We start from the raw sequence: 15650 nt of genomic DNA, 5'->3' as shown, positions 1-15650 counted from the left end.
ACAAAATACAATTAAGCTAGTAGTTAGTTGTTAAAGTAGTTAGTTGTTAAAGTAACCCGTCTCTTATGCGCGGCAGTCAAGCGTGTTCCCGCAGGGAACAGCAAGCGCTTCATGCTCCAAAAGTTCCTGCGCCGCGTGAAACGCCAGCCCACCGCCAATCCCAAGCGCCACAGTCAAGCGTGTTCCCGCAGGGAACGGCAAGCGCTCATGCTCTACAAGCCGCTTCCCGCGCCAAACGCTGCGCCCACGCTACTTCCGGGTGTCCAGAGGGCCGGGGCCCTTGGGGTCCCCCTTGGCGAAGGGGGATTTAGGGGGATCGAACGCTTTAGGATCGAACGCTTTAGAATTGCCGTTTTGAGATTGACGCTTTAAGCTTTAAAGCTTTTAAACCAGATTCATCTAAAACGCCATGGACGATTTTAACCACGTAGTAGGGAAGGAAGATCATATGAAATTCAAATCAGGGTTTGTCGCCATCATCGGCAGACCGAACGTAGGCAAATCAACACTGATGAACCAGGTAATCGGCCAGAAGATCGCCATTATGTCGGACAAGCCGCAGACCACCCGCAACAAAATTCACGGGGTATATACGGCGAACAATTCACAGATTGTATTCCTGGACACCCCGGGTATTCATAAAAGACAGTCCAAGCTGGGCGACTACATGAACCAGACGGCGATGAGCACACTCCATGAAGTGGAGGCGGTGCTGTTCCTGGTGGATGCCTCTGAGGGGATGGGCGGCGGCGACCGCTTTATTGCCGAGCAGCTGAATTCCATCGAGACTCCGGTGATTCTGGTTATGAACAAGATTGACAAGATTGAGCTGGATGAACTGCTGCCGATGATTACGGAATACAATAAGCTGCACGAGTTTGCCGAGATCGTACCGATCTCCGCCAAGCTGGGCAACAATGTCAATACGCTGCTGGAGCAGGTGCAGAAGTATCTGCCGGAAGGGCCGCAGTATTACCCGGATGACCAGATTACCGACCACCCGGAGCAATTCGTCTGTGCCGAGCTGATCCGCGAGAAGATTCTGCATCTGACCCGCGAAGAGGTGCCGCATTCCATTGCGGTGGCGATTGAGGATATGAAGGTCGAGACTAACGGGGTAGTGCATATTTCGGCGGTGATCTTTGTAGAACGTGATTCCCAGAAGGGGATTATTATCGGCAAGCAGGGAGCCATGCTGAAAGAGGTCGGACGCCGGGCGCGGACGGACATTGAGAATCTGCTGGGCTCGAAGATTTTCCTGGAGCTATGGGTAAAGGTGAAAAAAGACTGGCGCAACCAGGAACGCGTGCTGCGGGATTTGGGCTTCCACAAGGATCAATAAGACTCGGAATGCGGCATCGCTGGCAGGAATTGCACGGATAGATCCCTCAGCATCGCACATCCTATTTTTGAAGAGACATCGTGTTTCCGAAGAGAGGATGAATACGAATGCGGAATTTTTCGTGGAAGTATTTTGCAATGACTGGGGATCTCGATGCGTATTTGCTGTACAGGGAAGCCGGGGATTCGCCGGAGAACAGCAGTCCGCTGCCGGCGGAGGAAGAGATGGCTATTGATGAAGAAGCCCAATAAGGACTGGTTGCTTGCCGAGTGGTTGGGGGAAGAGGCATGTTATACAGGGTGGAAGGGATCGTCATCCGCAGCATGGATTACGGTGAAGGGAACGCCATTATTACGCTTTGCACCGAGAACGCGGGCAAAGTAGGAGTTCTGGTCCGGGGCGCCAAGAAGGTCAAGAGCCGCCATGCTGCTCTGATCCAGCTGTTCACAACCGGAGAATTCGTGTTCTTCCGCAACAACGGGGGACTGGGAACACTGAATGCCGGAGAGATTACGAAATCCCATCATGGGCTGCGGGAGGATCTGGTCAAGGCGGCGTATGCCTCCTATGCCTGCGAGCTGCTCGACCGGGTGCTGCATGATGAAGAGACGGGCAGCTTCTGGTTCCGCCAGCTCAACGCCTGCCTGAATGCACTGGAAGAAGACAAGGAACCCGGAATTATTCTGAATGTATTCGAGATGAAGGTGCTTCAGGCGGCGGGATACGGGCCGCAGTTGGATAGCTGCATTGCCTGCGGCCAGGACAAGCCGGATGAAGAGCTGCGGATCAGTCCCCGTCTTGGCGGCGTGTTATGCCGCAGCTGCCGGCACAATGATCCGCCGGCGATGGAGATCTCGCCGCGGGCTCTGAAGCTGCTGCGGGTGTTTGCCAGACTTGACCTGACCAGACTGGGCAATGTGGATGTGAAGCCGGAGACCCGGGCCGAGCTGAAGAAGATTATGCGGGCATTCATGGATTTCCAGCTTGGGCTAAAGCTGAAGTCGCAGAGCTTTCTGGACCAGCTGGATAAATACAATATTTGACGAAACGCGAAATATCCGTTACTATAAGTTCAGTTTCTTAAATACAGTGCCGCGCTTGACTCCAGTTAATGGAGAGCGTGCAGTGATCGGGAAAGTAGTGGACAGTATTGTCGCAGCAGCGAGCCGGGGAGAGTGGAAGCCTGGCGGGACAACGTTCATGAACAGGGCGCCCGGGAGTACGGAAGCGGCAGAATGAAAAGTGGATTTCGCGTAGCGTAATCAAGTAGGGTGGAACCGCGGGAGAAGATAAGTTAAGCTCTCGTCCCTATGTCTGTATATCAGGCATGGGGGCGGGAGCTTTTTGATCTGCGGCGGAGACTTTGGAACGGATTCCACAGTCTGCCGCTGCGACATAGAAGCCTGTACCGCCTCCATCGCGCAGCAGCAAGCGTCAGTCACAGGGCAAGAGGCAGTACACACTTGTATAGCGAAGGAGACGGTAGTTATGAACTTTCAGCAGATGATTCTGACGCTGCAGCAATTCTGGGCCGCCCAGAACTGCATTCTCGTCCAGCCGTATGATACGGAGAAAGGGGCGGGAACAATGAATCCGATGACATTTTTGCGTTCCCTGGGCCCTGAGCCGTGGAAGGTTGCTTATGTTGAGCCTTCCCGCCGCCCGTCGGACGGCCGTTACGGGGAGAACCCGAACCGCTTGTACCAGCACCACCAGTTCCAGGTCATTATCAAGCCTTCCCCGGACAACATTCAGGAGCTCTACCTGGACAGTCTGAAGGCACTAGGTGTAGACCCTCTGCTGCATGATGTGCGGTTTGTCGAAGATAACTGGGAGAATCCGTCCCTGGGCTGCGCCGGTCTCGGCTGGGAGGTCTGGCTGGACGGAATGGAAATTACGCAATTTACCTACTTCCAGCAAGTTGGCGGAATCGAAACCAGTCCGGTGGCTGTGGAGATTACGTACGGAATGGAGCGTCTGGCGTCCTACATTCAGGAGAAGGAGAATGTATTCGACCTGGAGTGGGTAGACGGAATGACTTACGGGGATGTGTTCCATCAGCCGGAGGTTGAGCACTCTACGTATACTTTTGAAGTCTCCGATGTCAAAATGCTGTTCAGCCTGTTCAACACCTATGAAGAGGAAGCCCGCAGAGCGATGGAGAAGCATCTCGTCTTCCCGGCCTACGATTATGTGCTGAAATGCTCGCATACCTTCAACCTGCTGGATGCGCGCGGAGCGATCAGCGTAACCGAACGCACAGGCTTCATTACAAGAGTCCGCAATCTGGCCCGCAGCGTAGCGGCGACATATCTGGAGGAACGCGAGAAGCTGGGCTTCCCGCTGCTGAAGAAAGAAGGTGCTGACCTTGTCTAAAGATATTCTGTTCGAGATCGGTCTGGAAGAAATCCCTGCACGCTTCATCCGTGCGGCTATGGAGCAGCTGCAGGACAAAACGGTGAAATGGCTGGATGCTTCACGCATCAGTCATAGCGGCGTCAGCGCTTATGCCACACCGCGCCGCCTGGCCGTGCTGGTGAAGGATGCCGCTGAACGCCAGGAGGATGTTAGTGAGGAAGTCAAAGGCCCGTCCCGCAAAATCGCTCTGGATGCTGAAGGCAACTGGAGCAAGGCGGCACTGGGCTTCGCCCGCAGCCAGGGCGTGGAGCCGGAGCAATTCACCTTCAAGGAACTGGCCGGGGTAGAGTATATCTATGTAACCAAGAACAGCACCGGAACCGAGACGGCTTCCCTGCTCTCTGAAGGTCTTGCCGGCATTGTCCATGCCATGACGTTCCCGAAGAATATGCGCTGGGGCGCATATGATTTCAAATTCGTCCGTCCGATCCGCTGGATGGTGGCCCTGTTCGGCCAGGAGATCATTGATCTGGAAATAGCCGGAGTCAAGGCGGGCAATGTGAGCCGCGGCCACCGCTTCCTGGGAGAAGAAGCTGTTATTACGGAGCCTGCGCAGTACGTTGAAGCGCTGCGCAGCCAGCATGTACTGGCAGATGTGAAGGAGCGCGAAGAGCTGATTCTCAGCGGAATTCATAAGCTGGCCGAAGAGAAAAGCTGGAAGATTGCGATTAAGGAGGATCTGCTGGAAGAGGTCCTGTTCCTGGTTGAGACGCCTACGGTCCTGTTCGGCACCTTCGATCCGGCATTCCTGAATATTCCCCAGGATGTGCTGATTACCTCCATGCGCGAGCATCAGCGGTACTTCCCGGTATTCGGTGCTGACGGCAAGCTGCTGCCATTCTTCGTTACGGTACGTAACGGGAATGCAGTATCGCTGGACGTTATCGCCAAGGGGAACGAGAAGGTATTGCGCGCCCGCTTGTCGGATGCCAAATTCTTCTATGAAGAAGACCAGAAGCTGCAGATTAATGATGCACTGGCCAAACTGGAGAATATCGTCTACCATGAAGAGCTGGGCAGCGTCGGCGACAAAGTGCGCCGTATCCGCGCCATCGCAGACCGTCTGGCTGTGAAGCTGGAGCTGCCGGCCAAGGCTGCTGCAGAAGTCAGCCGCACGGCAGATATCTGCAAGTTCGACCTGGTTACCCAGATGGTCGGCGAATTCCCTGAGCTGCAGGGCACGATGGGTGAGGATTATGCCCGTAAGGCCGGGGAAGAGGAGCAGGTAGCCAAAGCGATCTTCGAGCATTACCAGCCGCGCTTCGCCGGAGACGCCGTTCCATCTACCGAGGCAGGTCTGGTTGTCAGCATTGCCGATAAAATCGATACAATCGTGGGCTGCTTCTCCATCGGGATCATCCCAACCGGCTCCCAGGACCCTTATGCGCTGCGCCGTCAGGCGGCGGGCATTGTGCAGATTGTGCTGGAGCATCAGCTGAAGCTCAGCCTGCAGGAGATTTTTGCCGCAGCACTGGAGGTTCATGAAAGCTCACGTCCGGAGAAACCTTTTGCCCCTGAGCTGCGTATAAGTCTGTACGAGTTCTTCGGCCTGCGCGTGAAACGCCTGTTATCCGACAACAATGTCCGTTATGACGTGGTGGATGCGGCCACGGCGGCAGGATTCGATGATATCGTTGATGTCGTTGCCAGAAGCCTGGCCTTGATGAATGCCGTGACTGACCTGGCTGATTTCAAGCTAACCGTAGATTCGCTGACCCGGGTCAGCAACCTGGCTGCCAAGGCTCCGGAGGGTGCCGTTATTGAACCTTCCCTGCTGAAGGAAGAAGCGGAACAGAAGCTGTACGAGACCTGGCAGAGTATACATGAGCCTTACCACGCTGCCCTTGCTTCCAGACATGCTGCCGAAGCACTGCAGATTCTGTCAGGACTTGAAGCTGCCGTCACCGGATTCTTCGATTCGGTCATGGTCATGGCGGAGGACGAGGCGATCCGTAACAGCCGTCTGGCGCTGCTGGCCGGTATCCATGCGGATTCCAGACTGTTCGCCGATTTCGGCAAGCTGGTGTGGTAAGCAGGACGGATTATTGGTATTGTTTGTGAACCGGGTGGTATAGATTGAGTGTTTAGGGTATAAATATACGGAACGGTGCCAATGCGTAAGTTGACATTCGTTCCGTATTTATGCTTTTGCAAAGAAGGATTTTTGCAGCATGGTGCGTAATATATATTAACAGGAATTTGGTGATTGCTGGTGGGAACATCCTGGCTTGGTAAAATTGTCGTTGACGGCGATGCCTGCCCGGTCAAGGCGGAGATTACCGCTGCGGCCCGCAGCTTCGGCGTGCCGGTGCTGATGGTCTCATCCTACGATCATGTGCTGAAGGCCGAGGAAGGTGTCACGGTGGTGCAGGTGGACCGCGGGGCAGACAGCGCCGATCTGTATATTGCCAACCATATTACTGCCGGGGATATCGTGGTGACGCAGGATTACGGGCTTGCGGCGCTGGCACTGGGCAAACGCTGCCGGGTGCTGTCGAACCGGGGGCAGGAATATGAGGATGCGACCATGGATTTCATGCTGGAGGGCAGGCATGCGCGGGCGGTTGAGCGCAGGCGCGGTCACTATTCCAAAGGGCCCAAAGCGATAACCGCACAGGAAAAACAACTTTTTCAACATAAACTGACAAAACTTTTAACAATTTTGCAGGAGAATGTCCAGCTATAGCGAATTATATTTATTTGTTAAGAGATGAAGGTGGTTGAAGTGGCTAGCGGACACGGCCGGGTACCCGAAGAGGTCATTGAGAGCGTACTGGCGCGGCATGATATTGTCGATACCGTCAGTAAGGTTGTCCATTTGTCCAAGCAGGGCAAATATCTGTGGGGTCTCTGCCCGTTCCATTCGGAGAAATCCCCCTCCTTCACCGTCACCCCGGAACGGGGCGTCTTTCATTGCTTTGGCTGCGGTATGGGCGGAAATGCCATCAAATTCAGGATGGAAATCGAAGGATTATCCTTCCCCGAAGCAGTCAGAATTATGGCGGAAGAGAGTGACATTCCGGTTCCCGAGGGCAGAGGCGGGGCGCTTGCTCCACCTGACCCGGAGCGGGACCGGCTGATTCAGGCGTATGAATTAACGGCGAAGTTCTATCATTTCTTGCTGAAGAACACGGAATACGGCACTGCTGCCATGGATTATCTAAGAGGCCGGGGGTTCAGCGACAGAATGATTGACCAGTTCCAGATCGGTTATGCACCTGACCGCTGGGACACGCTGCTGCAGTTTCTGGAGAAGCGCAGCTTCGATCTCGCCGAGATGGAGAAGGGCGGGCTGCTGTCTGCCAGGGGAGAAGGCAAGGGCTATCTGGACCGCTTCCGCGGCCGGGTGATCTTCCCGATTGCCAACCGGATGGGCAAGACGATTGCCTTCGCCGGACGTATTCTCGGGGACGGGCAGCCGAAGTATCTGAATTCCCCGGAGAGCCGGCTGTTCAACAAGAGCCGGATTCTGTACAATCTGCACCAATCCAAAGCATCCATCCGCAAATCGCGGCAAATCGTACTTTTCGAAGGATACGGAGATGTCATTTCGGCTTGGGAGGCAGGTGTGCATAACGGGGTAGCAACGATGGGGACATCGCTCACCGAGAGTCATGTGGCACTGCTGAAGAGCCTCGGGGATGAGATTGTTCTTGCTTATGATGGGGACAAGGCCGGACAAGCCGCAGCGAGCAAGGCGATTCCTATGCTTGAAGAGAGCGGGCTGCGTGTTAAGGTCGCGCTGCTTCCCAGCGGAATGGACCCGGATGAATTCATCTCCCGGCATGGCGGGGACCGGTTCCGGGAACAGGTGATTGACTCCGCAGTGTCATCCATCAAATTTAAGCTTATATATCTCAAAAAAAACCATATACTCCTAGAGGAAGACGGCAAAATTGCCTATGTCAAGGAGGCGCTGGAGGTAATTGCCGGGCTCCATTCTTCGACGGAGCGGGAGGTCTACCTGCGTGAAATCTCCTCCGAACTGGAGCTGTCCTATGACAGCCTGAAGCAGGATTGTAATTTACTTCGGGCCTCCATGCAAAAAAACAACCCCGAAGGGGATAATAACGATAAAAGGTGGAATAATGGTAGGCATAAAAAAGGGCAAGTGCAGACACCTACACTGCTGCCTGCTTACCATGTTGCGGAACGGCGTCTGTTATCACTGATGATTCAGGACCCGGAAGCGGCAGCCTATGTGGGTGAACGGCTCGGGGAAGAGTTCAATATTGATGATCATGCGGCAATCGCCGCTTATCTATATGCTTATTATGCGCAAGGCAAACCACCCGGCATCAGCCGGTTTCTGTCATCGCTTCAGGATGACCGTCTGGAGAAGACCGCAACAGCCATCTCCATGATGGATACCCCTCCGGACTGGAGTCCCCAGGTTCTGGACGATTATATTCGTGAAGTGCGGAAGTATCCTATGCAGCGCAAAATTGAGCTTAAGCGTGAAGAGATGATTCAGGCGGAGAAATCCGGTGACTTTTTGCGTGCAGCACAAATAGCAAGTGAAATTTTAGCCCTAGAGAGACAATGAGCAGTTGACAGGATGTACCTAGGGAGGAGGGAGTCGAATTATGGCGAACGATCAGCACACTGAGCTGGAAGCGGAATTTACTCTGGATCAGGTTAAGGATCAGCTTATTGATCACGGCAAGAAAAGATCATCACTGAATTACAAAGATATCATGGAGAAGCTATCGCCGTTCGATCAGGATCCCGAGCAGATGGAGGAGTTCTATGAGCAGCTCAGCGATCTGGGGATTGAGGTTGTCAATGAGAATGATGAAGAGGTGAACAGCCTCCGGCCCAGCGATGATAATGAGGATAAGGACGGCGATGATTTCAGCTTCGACGACGACCTCTCGCTGCCTCCGGGAATCAAGATTAACGACCCCGTGCGGATGTATCTGAAGGAAATCGGCCGCGTGCCGCTGCTGTCGGCTGACGATGAAGTCGAGCTGGCGATGCGGATCAAGAATGGCGATGAGGAAGCGAAGCGCAGACTGGCGGAAGCGAACCTGCGGCTCGTGGTCAGTATCGCCAAGCGCTATGTCGGCCGCGGCATGCTGTTCCTGGATCTGATTCAGGAAGGGAATATGGGTCTGATCAAAGCGGTTGAGAAGTTTGACCACAATAAAGGCTTCAAATTCAGTACCTATGCCACCTGGTGGATCCGGCAGGCGATCACCCGTGCGATTGCCGACCAGGCGCGTACGATCCGTATCCCTGTGCATATGGTAGAGACCATTAACAAGCTGATCCGGGTATCCCGGCAGCTGCTGCAGGAGCTTGGCCGTGAGCCGTCGCCGGAAGAGATTGCGGCGGAGATGGAGCTTACGGTAGAGAAGGTCAGAGAGATTATGAAGATTGCCCAGGAGCCGGTCTCCCTGGAGACGCCGATCGGGGAAGAAGACGATTCGCATCTGGGTGATTTCATTGAAGACCAGGAGGCATTGGCGCCTGCCGATGCTGCGGCCTATGAACTGCTGAAGGAACAGCTGGAGGATGTGCTGGACACGCTCACAGAGCGTGAGGAGAACGTGCTTCGTCTGCGCTTCGGCCTGGATGACGGCCGGACGAGAACGCTGGAGGAAGTGGGCAAGGTGTTCGGCGTGACCCGTGAGCGTATCCGCCAGATTGAAGCCAAAGCGCTGCGCAAGCTTCGTCACCCGAGCCGCAGCAAGCGGCTGAAGGACTTCCTCGAATAGATCGTACAACCGGACCTTCTGCTGCATGGTGGCAGGAGGTCTTTTCTATGATGAGGGGTTGCCCGGACTTAGAGTTCCTTGTGCTTGAGACAGAATGAAGGCCAGTTCTGGAAAGAGGGATGCCGCTTGAATCTGGAGAAGCGTGACACTATATTAAGAGAAATTCAGTATTGGAGAAGAAGCAAGCTGCTGCCGGAGCAATACTGTGACTTTCTGACCAACCTGTATGATGACCAGGCGGACCTGAAGGACAGCAACCCGGTCTCGCTGCGGAATCTCCAGCAGGGAAGCATCAAAATTTGGCTGTTTGGTTTTGGAATAATTTCCTTGATTTTCTTGATCAGTCTTTATTTTAGCGTTTTTCCCTGGCCTTTGCAACTTGCCACGGCACTCTGTGTCCTCATCGTGTGTTACGGCTATTCGGCTGTGTATCTGGACCGCAACAAGCTGATCAGTCTGCTGCTGGCCGGAATCGGCAGTGTGCTTACGCTGGGCTTCGGCCTCTGGCTGATAGCCCTGCATGAGCTTGATCCCGGCTTCTGGAGGCCGCTGCTCATTGCGTTCTGCGGCCTGCTGTGGTGTGTGCTGGGCTTCTTTTTGCGTATAGGGCTGCTGCATTTCTGCGGATATGCCTTCTGGGCGCTGCTCTATGCCGGATTCTTCGGCCAGGAGCGGCCGGATGCTTCGATCCTTGAGCTGGAGCTGCTCTGGCTTCCGCTGTGTGTGCTGATGATCTGGCTGAGCTGGCTGCTGTATCACCGGGTCAGCGGGGTCTCAGGGGTGTATCTGGGGGTTGGCGTCTGCCTCTGGCTTATGCCGGAGGTGGATGCGTTGTGGCTCCGCTCGGGCTTCCCGGAATGGACTTCGCTTGTATTAATCCTGAAGGTTGCGGCAGGCCTTGCGCTGCTGTTCCTCTTCAGAAAAAAATGGATAACGTGGGTGGCATCATGAACAATATCAAATTATCAGACCGTCTTCAGCTGCTGCTGGAGCAGGTGCCGGAAGGCAGCGTGCTTGCCGATATCGGCTCAGATCATGCGCTGTTGCCGGTGGCTGCCGTGCAGAGCGGAAGAGCTGCGGCTGCTATTGCCGGAGAGGTGAATGCCGGTCCTTACGAAGCGGCAAACAGAGGGGTCGCGGAAGCCGGGCTCAGCAGACAGATTGCCGTCCGGCGCGGAGACGGGCTTGAAGTGCTGGAGCCTGGGGAAGCGGACTGCATCACCATTGCCGGTATGGGCGGATCGCTGATTGCGGCGATTCTGGAACGCGGGCAGAAGCTCGGCAAGCTGGCCGGGGTGAAGACGCTGGCGCTGCAGCCGAACGTCGGCGAGGATATTCTGCGCCGATGGCTGCTGAGCAGGGGCTGGGTGCTGACTGCGGAGCATATTCTGGAGGAAGACGGCAAAATCTATGAGATTCTGACGGCTGTACCGGAGGGCCAGGCTGCGCTGACGAATGAACAGCTGTACAGCGGGCGTGCTCTTGCCGGGGGCAAGGTCCAGTGTGATCAGGAGCTGCTGCTGCAGATGGGACCGTGGCTGCTGCAATCGCCGAACCCGGTGTTTGCGGCGAAATGGCAGGGGGAAATCTCCAAGCTGGAGACGATACTGTCATCACTTGCCCGTTCAGAGCTTGCGGCGGCCGAAGAGAAACGCAGCAAGGTAATGCTGCAGATTAAGCAGATCAGGGAGGTGCTGGAATGTTTGCCAAAGGACAGACTGTAATCGGATATATGGAGCAGCTTGCCCCGAAGCATCTGGCGGAGGAATGGGATAATGTCGGGCTGCAGGTGGGTACTCTACAGAAGGAGATTACCGGCGTGCTGACCGCCCTGGATGTCAATGAGCAGGTCGTAGACGAGGCGGTGGCCAAGGGCTGCAATCTGATCATTGCCCATCATGCGGTGATTTTCCGGCCGATCAAAGGCATTCTCACAGATACCCCTATGGGCCGTCTGTATGAGAAGCTGATCAAGCATGACATTGCCGTCTATATCAGCCATACGAATCTGGATGTGGCCGAAGGCGGAATGAATGACTGGATGGCAGAGGCTCTCGGGATAGAGAACGGTGCACCGATCAAGGATATCCATACAGAGCAGTTGTCCAAGCTGGTCGTGTTCGTGCCGAAGGATCATCATCAGAAGGTGCTGGACGCTATTCTGAACGCCGGGGCGGGCCACATCGGCAATTACAGCCATTGCAGCTTCAATATCGAAGGCTACGGCACCTTCCTTCCGCAGGAGGGGACAGATCCTTATATCGGAAAGCCGGGCAAGCTGGAGCGGGCTGAAGAAATCCGCATTGAGACCATTGTCCCGCAGCCGGTCCGGAATAAGGTGGTCCAGGCGATGCTGAAGGCCCATCCGTATGAAGAGGTAGCCTATGATCTGTATTCCATGGATCTCAAAGGGCGCAGCCTGGGACTCGGAAGAGTCGGGAAGCTGAAGGAGCCGACCACGCTGGGAGCGTTCATTGAGACAGTCAAGTCCGGGCTTAATGTGCCTAGCGTACGGGTAGTCGGGGAGTTGGACCGTCCGGTCCGCAAGGCAGCGGTGCTGGGCGGTTCCGGTGCCAAGTATTACAGCAGCGCGATCTTCAAAGGGGCGGATGTGCTGGTCACCGGGGATATTGATTACCATACCGCCCAAGATGCCTATCTGGCTGGAATTGCTCTGATCGATCCGGGGCATAACGCGGAGAAAATTATGAAGGAGAAGGTGGCGGAGTATCTCGCGGATAAGCTGGCTGCGAATAAATACGGCACTGTGGTTCATGCCTCGCAGCCTGACACCGAGCCCTTTCAATTCCTGTAAAAGTAATTATTAGCCCTTGTGCGGGCTGGCACATCTCTGTATAATATACAATGTTGTATCGGAAAGTTTGACAGACAATCGCCGGTATACGCGAGTATACGGGAGGAAAGTCCGGGCTCCACAAGGCAGGGTGCTGGATAACATCCAGTCGGCGCGAGCCGAAGGATAGTGCCACAGAAATGGACCGCCGATGGCCGCCTGCGGGCGGCACAGGCAAGGATGGAACCGAGGTGTAAGAGACCCCGAGGAACGCTGGTGACTTCGTTCCTGGTAAACCCCATCTGGAGCAAGACCTAATGAGACGCAGCGTCTTCTTCACGGAAGCCGCAGCCTTCGCCTGAGGCGCGTCTAGGTTGGTCGCTGGAGCTATGCAGTAATGTATAGCCTAGATAGATGATTGTCGCTTATGGTGGGAGGGTAGTTCCCGTCTGAACCACAACGAGCACAGAACCCGGCTTACGGCAAACTTTCCCAACTGACAACGCTGAACTGATAAGTACAGTTATATAATGAATGCATCGCATCAATAAAGGGGTGTCCCGCAAGCCATGACAATGGCTTGCGGGACACCCCTTCTTGTTAATTATAGATTTACCGGGCAATCACGCGCTCCTCATACCGGGACAAGGCGGTCCCGAGCTGCTGCACCGCCAGCGGCAGCAGCTCCGGCCGGGTGTGGGTGAAGTTGAGGCGCATGGCATTTCGCTGCGGCTGCTCCGGGTAGAACACTTCCCCGGGAACGAAGGCAACGCCCTCTTCCACGGCCAGCGGCAGCAGCTCTGCGGTATTAATGCCGGGAGACAGGCTCAGCCACAGGAACATGCCGCCGCGCGGTTCAAGGAAGCTTGCATCTTCCCAGCACTGGGCGGTGAGCTCGGCCGAGAGCAGCTTCATCCGTGACTTGTATTCACGGGATATCTTCTTGATATGCTGCTCCAGGTCGAAGCTCAGCAGCAGCTCATACAGGGCGCGCTGGTCAATGGCGCTGGAGTGCAGGTCAGCCGCCTGCTTGGCTCTGGCGATGATCTTGACCAGTTCGGCGGGGCCGGTGAGCCAGCCGGTCCGCAGGGCAGGGGCCACTATTTTGGAGAAGGTGCCGGTATAGACTACACAGGGTTCACCGCCCAGCTGTCTGTCTATAGCTGCCAGAGTGGGCGGATAGGCCTCCGGTGATTCATCGAAGGTAATCTCTCCGTACGGATTATCCTCCAGCAGCAATACGCCGTATCTCCGGCACAGGGAGACTACCTGCTCACGGCGCGCCTTGCTCCAGGTTCCGCCAGACGGGTTGTTAAAGGTGGGAACGGCATACAGCAGCTTAGGGCTGCAGGAGCGCAGCAGCTCCTCCAGATGCTCCGGCACCATCCCTTCCTGATCGCTCTCCACTACCCGGATGTCTGCACGGTAAGAGCCGAGCACCTGGAGAGCCGCCAGGTAGGTTGGAGCCTCTACCAGCACGGTGTCCCCCGGGTCAAGCAGAACCCGGCAGAGCAGGTCGATGGCCTGCTGGGAGCCGGTGGTCAGAATCATTTCCTCAGGGGATACCTTCATTCCCTGCTGCCCGAGTCTGGCGGCAATCTGCCCGCGCAGCGGAAGATAACCCTCGGTCAGTCCGTATTGCAGCGCGGACGCATCGTTCGACAATACCCGGCTGTAGGCCTCGCGGATAGCTCCGGCGGGAAATAATTCCTCGGCCGGCAGCCCGCCTGCCAGGGAGATGATGTCCTTGCCCTGGGTAATTTTGAGAATATCGCGGACGGCAGACGATCCCAGGTGGTTCGTCATTTCCGCAAATCGAATCTTCATGTTCATGCTCCCCGCTTTTGATGAATTTTGTAGTATCATAACGGTATAGCGGTATAACAGTAAAGCGCTGAATATAACAGTCAGGGGGAAGCAGAATGCATATCGAAATTATCCGCAGCAGCGGGCAGACGCTGCCGCAGCAGATCAGCGGAACGATTGCCCAGCGGATCACCTCAGGACTGCTTCAGCCGGGAACCCGGCTGCCGTCGGTAAGAGGGCTGTCATCATCCCTGAAGGTCAGCCAGGTCACCGTAAGCAAGGCTTATGCCGATCTGGAGGCACGCGGGCATATCCTCTGCAGCCAGGGCAAGGGCTGTTATGTTGCCCGGCGGGAACAGAGTGCACAGGGGGAAGGCGGGAGCTGGCAGGACAGCTATGACGACTACCTGCCGCGGGCCCAGCTGTGGCGGAATTTCGATGTGTCTGAGGTGGAGTATCCCTTTCATTTGGCCGCCATTCACAGCAGCCTGCTTCCGCTTGCGCCGATTGGCGCCACGATGGCGGCACTGGTCCGGGAGCAGCCTGAGCTGATGGCGTCCTACGGGAACTTTCAGGGGGATGCAGAGCTGCGCGAGGTGATGCGCCGTCATCTGCTGAGCCGGGGAATCGCGGTCGGTTCCGGAGACCTGATGATTACTAGCGGATCCCAGCAGGGGATCGATCTCGTCGCCCGGACCTTCGTCGGGCCGGGGGATACAGTCTATCTGGAAGCGCCCAGCTATACCGGGGCGATTGATGTATTTGCCGGGCGGGGCGCAGAGATGATCTTCGTTCCGATGGACGGGGACGGCATGAGAGTGGATAAGCTTACAGCGATGTGTGACCGGAAGCCGCCGAAGCTGATCTATACGAATCCGACCTTCCAGAATCCGAGCGGAGCGACAATGAGTTTAGCACGAAGACAGCGGCTGCTGGAGCTTGCCCGCAGCTACCGCTGTCTGATTGTTGAGGATGATCCGTTCAGTGATCTGTATTTCCATAAGCCGCCCCCGCCATCCATCAAATCCATGGATGCCGGAGGGCATGTGGTCTATATGAAAAGCTTCAGCAAGGTCCTTGCCCCCGGCTGCCGCATCGCCTGTGTAGCGGCCGGAGGCAATATCCTCTCCAGATTGATCGCCGCCAAGTCGGCTAGTGATCTGGGCAGCCCGCTGCTGACCCAGCGGGCGGTATTGCCCTTCATCGCAGGCAAGTATGAGAATTACGCAGCGAAGCTGCGGACGGCGCTGCGTCTCCGCCAGGAATCAGCCGCGAGGCTGCTGAAGCAGTACGCCCCGCCGGGTGTAACCTGGCAGCTGCCCGGGGGCGGGCTGAACCTGTGGCTGCAGCTTCCGCCAGCTGCCAAGATCAGCCGGCTGCATGACCTGGCGGAGCAGGAGGGCATCTCCTTCCTGCCCGGCGATGTTTGTTATGCCGGGGATAAGCCCTCCCGGCATATCCGGCTGTGTTATTCGCAGCTCACACCGGAAGGGATGGAGCGCGGGCTGAAGCAGTTCCTGCAGCTGCTGGAACGGTATCTGCAATCATCGGAATAACCGGATTGCGCTGA

General features: G+C 55.9%; 13 protein-coding genes and 1 other RNA gene. 13 read left to right on the top strand and 1 reads right to left on the bottom strand.

What is annotated here, in order from left to right; all coding sequences use genetic code 11:
• Positions 1 to 448: 448 nt before the first annotated feature.
• From era to rnpB, 12 genes are all read left to right on the top strand, one after another.
• Positions 449 to 1342 (top strand): GTPase Era, encoded by an 894-nt coding sequence (era, locus tag MHI24_RS08425; RefSeq protein ID WP_340025192.1) that lies wholly within the window; start codon positions 449 to 451, stop codon positions 1340 to 1342.
• 107 nt (positions 1343 to 1449) lie between these two features.
• Positions 1450 to 1593 carry a YqzL family protein gene (locus MHI24_RS08420; protein ID WP_340025191.1) on the top strand — a complete coding sequence of 48 codons (144 nt, stop codon included), beginning with the start codon at positions 1450 to 1452 and terminating at the stop codon, positions 1591 to 1593.
• Between the two features lie 36 nt (positions 1594 to 1629).
• A complete protein-coding gene (gene recO, locus MHI24_RS08415; RefSeq protein WP_340025190.1) occupies positions 1630 to 2385 on the top strand; it encodes a DNA repair protein RecO in 756 nt (251 codons plus the stop codon).
• Between the two features lie 445 nt (positions 2386 to 2830).
• On the top strand, positions 2831 to 3718 hold the full coding sequence (gene glyQ, locus MHI24_RS08410) for a glycine--tRNA ligase subunit alpha (RefSeq protein ID WP_340025189.1): 888 nt from the start codon (positions 2831 to 2833) through the stop codon (positions 3716 to 3718).
• The gene (gene glyS, locus MHI24_RS08405) at positions 3711 to 5792 is read left to right on the top strand and encodes a glycine--tRNA ligase subunit beta (RefSeq protein WP_340025188.1); all 2082 of its coding nucleotides are present in this window, start codon (positions 3711 to 3713) and stop codon (positions 5790 to 5792) included. Before glyQ ends, glyS begins: the two co-directional genes overlap by 8 nt.
• 174 nt (positions 5793 to 5966) lie before the next feature.
• Complete coding sequence (locus MHI24_RS08400) at positions 5967 to 6446, top strand: YaiI/YqxD family protein (protein WP_340025187.1); 480 nt, start codon at positions 5967 to 5969, stop codon at positions 6444 to 6446.
• Between the two features lie 39 nt (positions 6447 to 6485).
• Positions 6486 to 8306 carry a DNA primase gene (dnaG, locus tag MHI24_RS08395; protein WP_340025186.1) on the top strand — a complete coding sequence of 607 codons (1821 nt, stop codon included), beginning with the start codon at positions 6486 to 6488 and terminating at the stop codon, positions 8304 to 8306.
• Positions 8307 to 8346: 40 nt separating this feature from the next.
• Entirely contained in the window at positions 8347 to 9480 is a 1134-nt protein-coding gene (gene rpoD / locus MHI24_RS08390; protein ID WP_340025185.1) for an RNA polymerase sigma factor RpoD, read from the top strand.
• Positions 9481 to 9606: 126 nt separating this feature from the next.
• The gene (locus MHI24_RS08385) at positions 9607 to 10431 is read left to right on the top strand and encodes a hypothetical protein (protein ID WP_340025184.1); all 825 of its coding nucleotides are present in this window, start codon (positions 9607 to 9609) and stop codon (positions 10429 to 10431) included.
• Complete coding sequence (locus tag MHI24_RS08380) at positions 10428 to 11204, top strand: class I SAM-dependent methyltransferase (RefSeq protein WP_340025183.1); 777 nt, start codon at positions 10428 to 10430, stop codon at positions 11202 to 11204. Before MHI24_RS08385 ends, MHI24_RS08380 begins: the two co-directional genes overlap by 4 nt.
• Positions 11180 to 12295, top strand: coding sequence for a Nif3-like dinuclear metal center hexameric protein (locus tag MHI24_RS08375; protein ID WP_340025182.1), 1116 nt, complete (start codon positions 11180 to 11182; stop codon positions 12293 to 12295). Before MHI24_RS08380 ends, MHI24_RS08375 begins: the two co-directional genes overlap by 25 nt.
• Positions 12296 to 12357: 62 nt before the next feature.
• Positions 12358 to 12769, top strand: an RNA gene (rnpB, locus tag MHI24_RS08370) — RNase P RNA component class A.
• Between the two features lie 117 nt (positions 12770 to 12886).
• Here the strand turns inward: rnpB and MHI24_RS08365 are convergent.
• Positions 12887 to 14101 carry a PLP-dependent aminotransferase family protein gene (locus tag MHI24_RS08365; protein WP_340025181.1) on the bottom strand — a complete coding sequence of 405 codons (1215 nt, stop codon included), beginning with the start codon at positions 14099 to 14101 and terminating at the stop codon, positions 12887 to 12889.
• A 95-nt stretch (positions 14102 to 14196) separates the two neighbouring features.
• Here MHI24_RS08365 and MHI24_RS08360 point away from each other — a divergent pair, with 95 nt between their 5' ends.
• On the top strand, positions 14197 to 15636 hold the full coding sequence (locus tag MHI24_RS08360) for a PLP-dependent aminotransferase family protein (RefSeq protein ID WP_340025180.1): 1440 nt from the start codon (positions 14197 to 14199) through the stop codon (positions 15634 to 15636).
• Positions 15637 to 15650: the final 14 nt, after the last annotated feature.

Origin of the sequence: Paenibacillus sp. FSL K6-1096, from assembly GCF_037977055.1 — a bacterium.
In the GTDB taxonomy this organism is placed as follows: Bacteria; Bacillota; Bacilli; order Paenibacillales; family Paenibacillaceae; genus Paenibacillus_AQ.
The sequence above is the reverse complement of the archived record's forward strand: the minus strand, read 5'-3'. Positions and strand labels throughout refer to the sequence as shown.

Coding starts and splice junctions, on each gene's coding strand:
- era (WP_340025192.1), top strand. CDS start 449: ATGAAATTCAAATCAGGGTTTGTCGCCATCATCGGCAGACCGAACGTA.
- MHI24_RS08420 (WP_340025191.1), top strand. CDS start 1,450: ATGCGGAATTTTTCGTGGAAGTATTTTGCAATGACTGGGGATCTCGAT.
- recO (WP_340025190.1), top strand. CDS start 1,630: ATGTTATACAGGGTGGAAGGGATCGTCATCCGCAGCATGGATTACGGT.
- glyQ (WP_340025189.1), top strand. CDS start 2,831: ATGAACTTTCAGCAGATGATTCTGACGCTGCAGCAATTCTGGGCCGCC.
- rpoD (WP_340025185.1), top strand. CDS start 8,347: ATGGCGAACGATCAGCACACTGAGCTGGAAGCGGAATTTACTCTGGAT.
- MHI24_RS08380 (WP_340025183.1), top strand. CDS start 10,428: ATGAACAATATCAAATTATCAGACCGTCTTCAGCTGCTGCTGGAGCAG.
- MHI24_RS08375 (WP_340025182.1), top strand. CDS start 11,180: ATGTTTGCCAAAGGACAGACTGTAATCGGATATATGGAGCAGCTTGCC.
- MHI24_RS08365 (WP_340025181.1), bottom strand. CDS start 14,101: ATGAAGATTCGATTTGCGGAAATGACGAACCACCTGGGATCGTCTGCC.
- MHI24_RS08360 (WP_340025180.1), top strand. CDS start 14,197: ATGCATATCGAAATTATCCGCAGCAGCGGGCAGACGCTGCCGCAGCAG.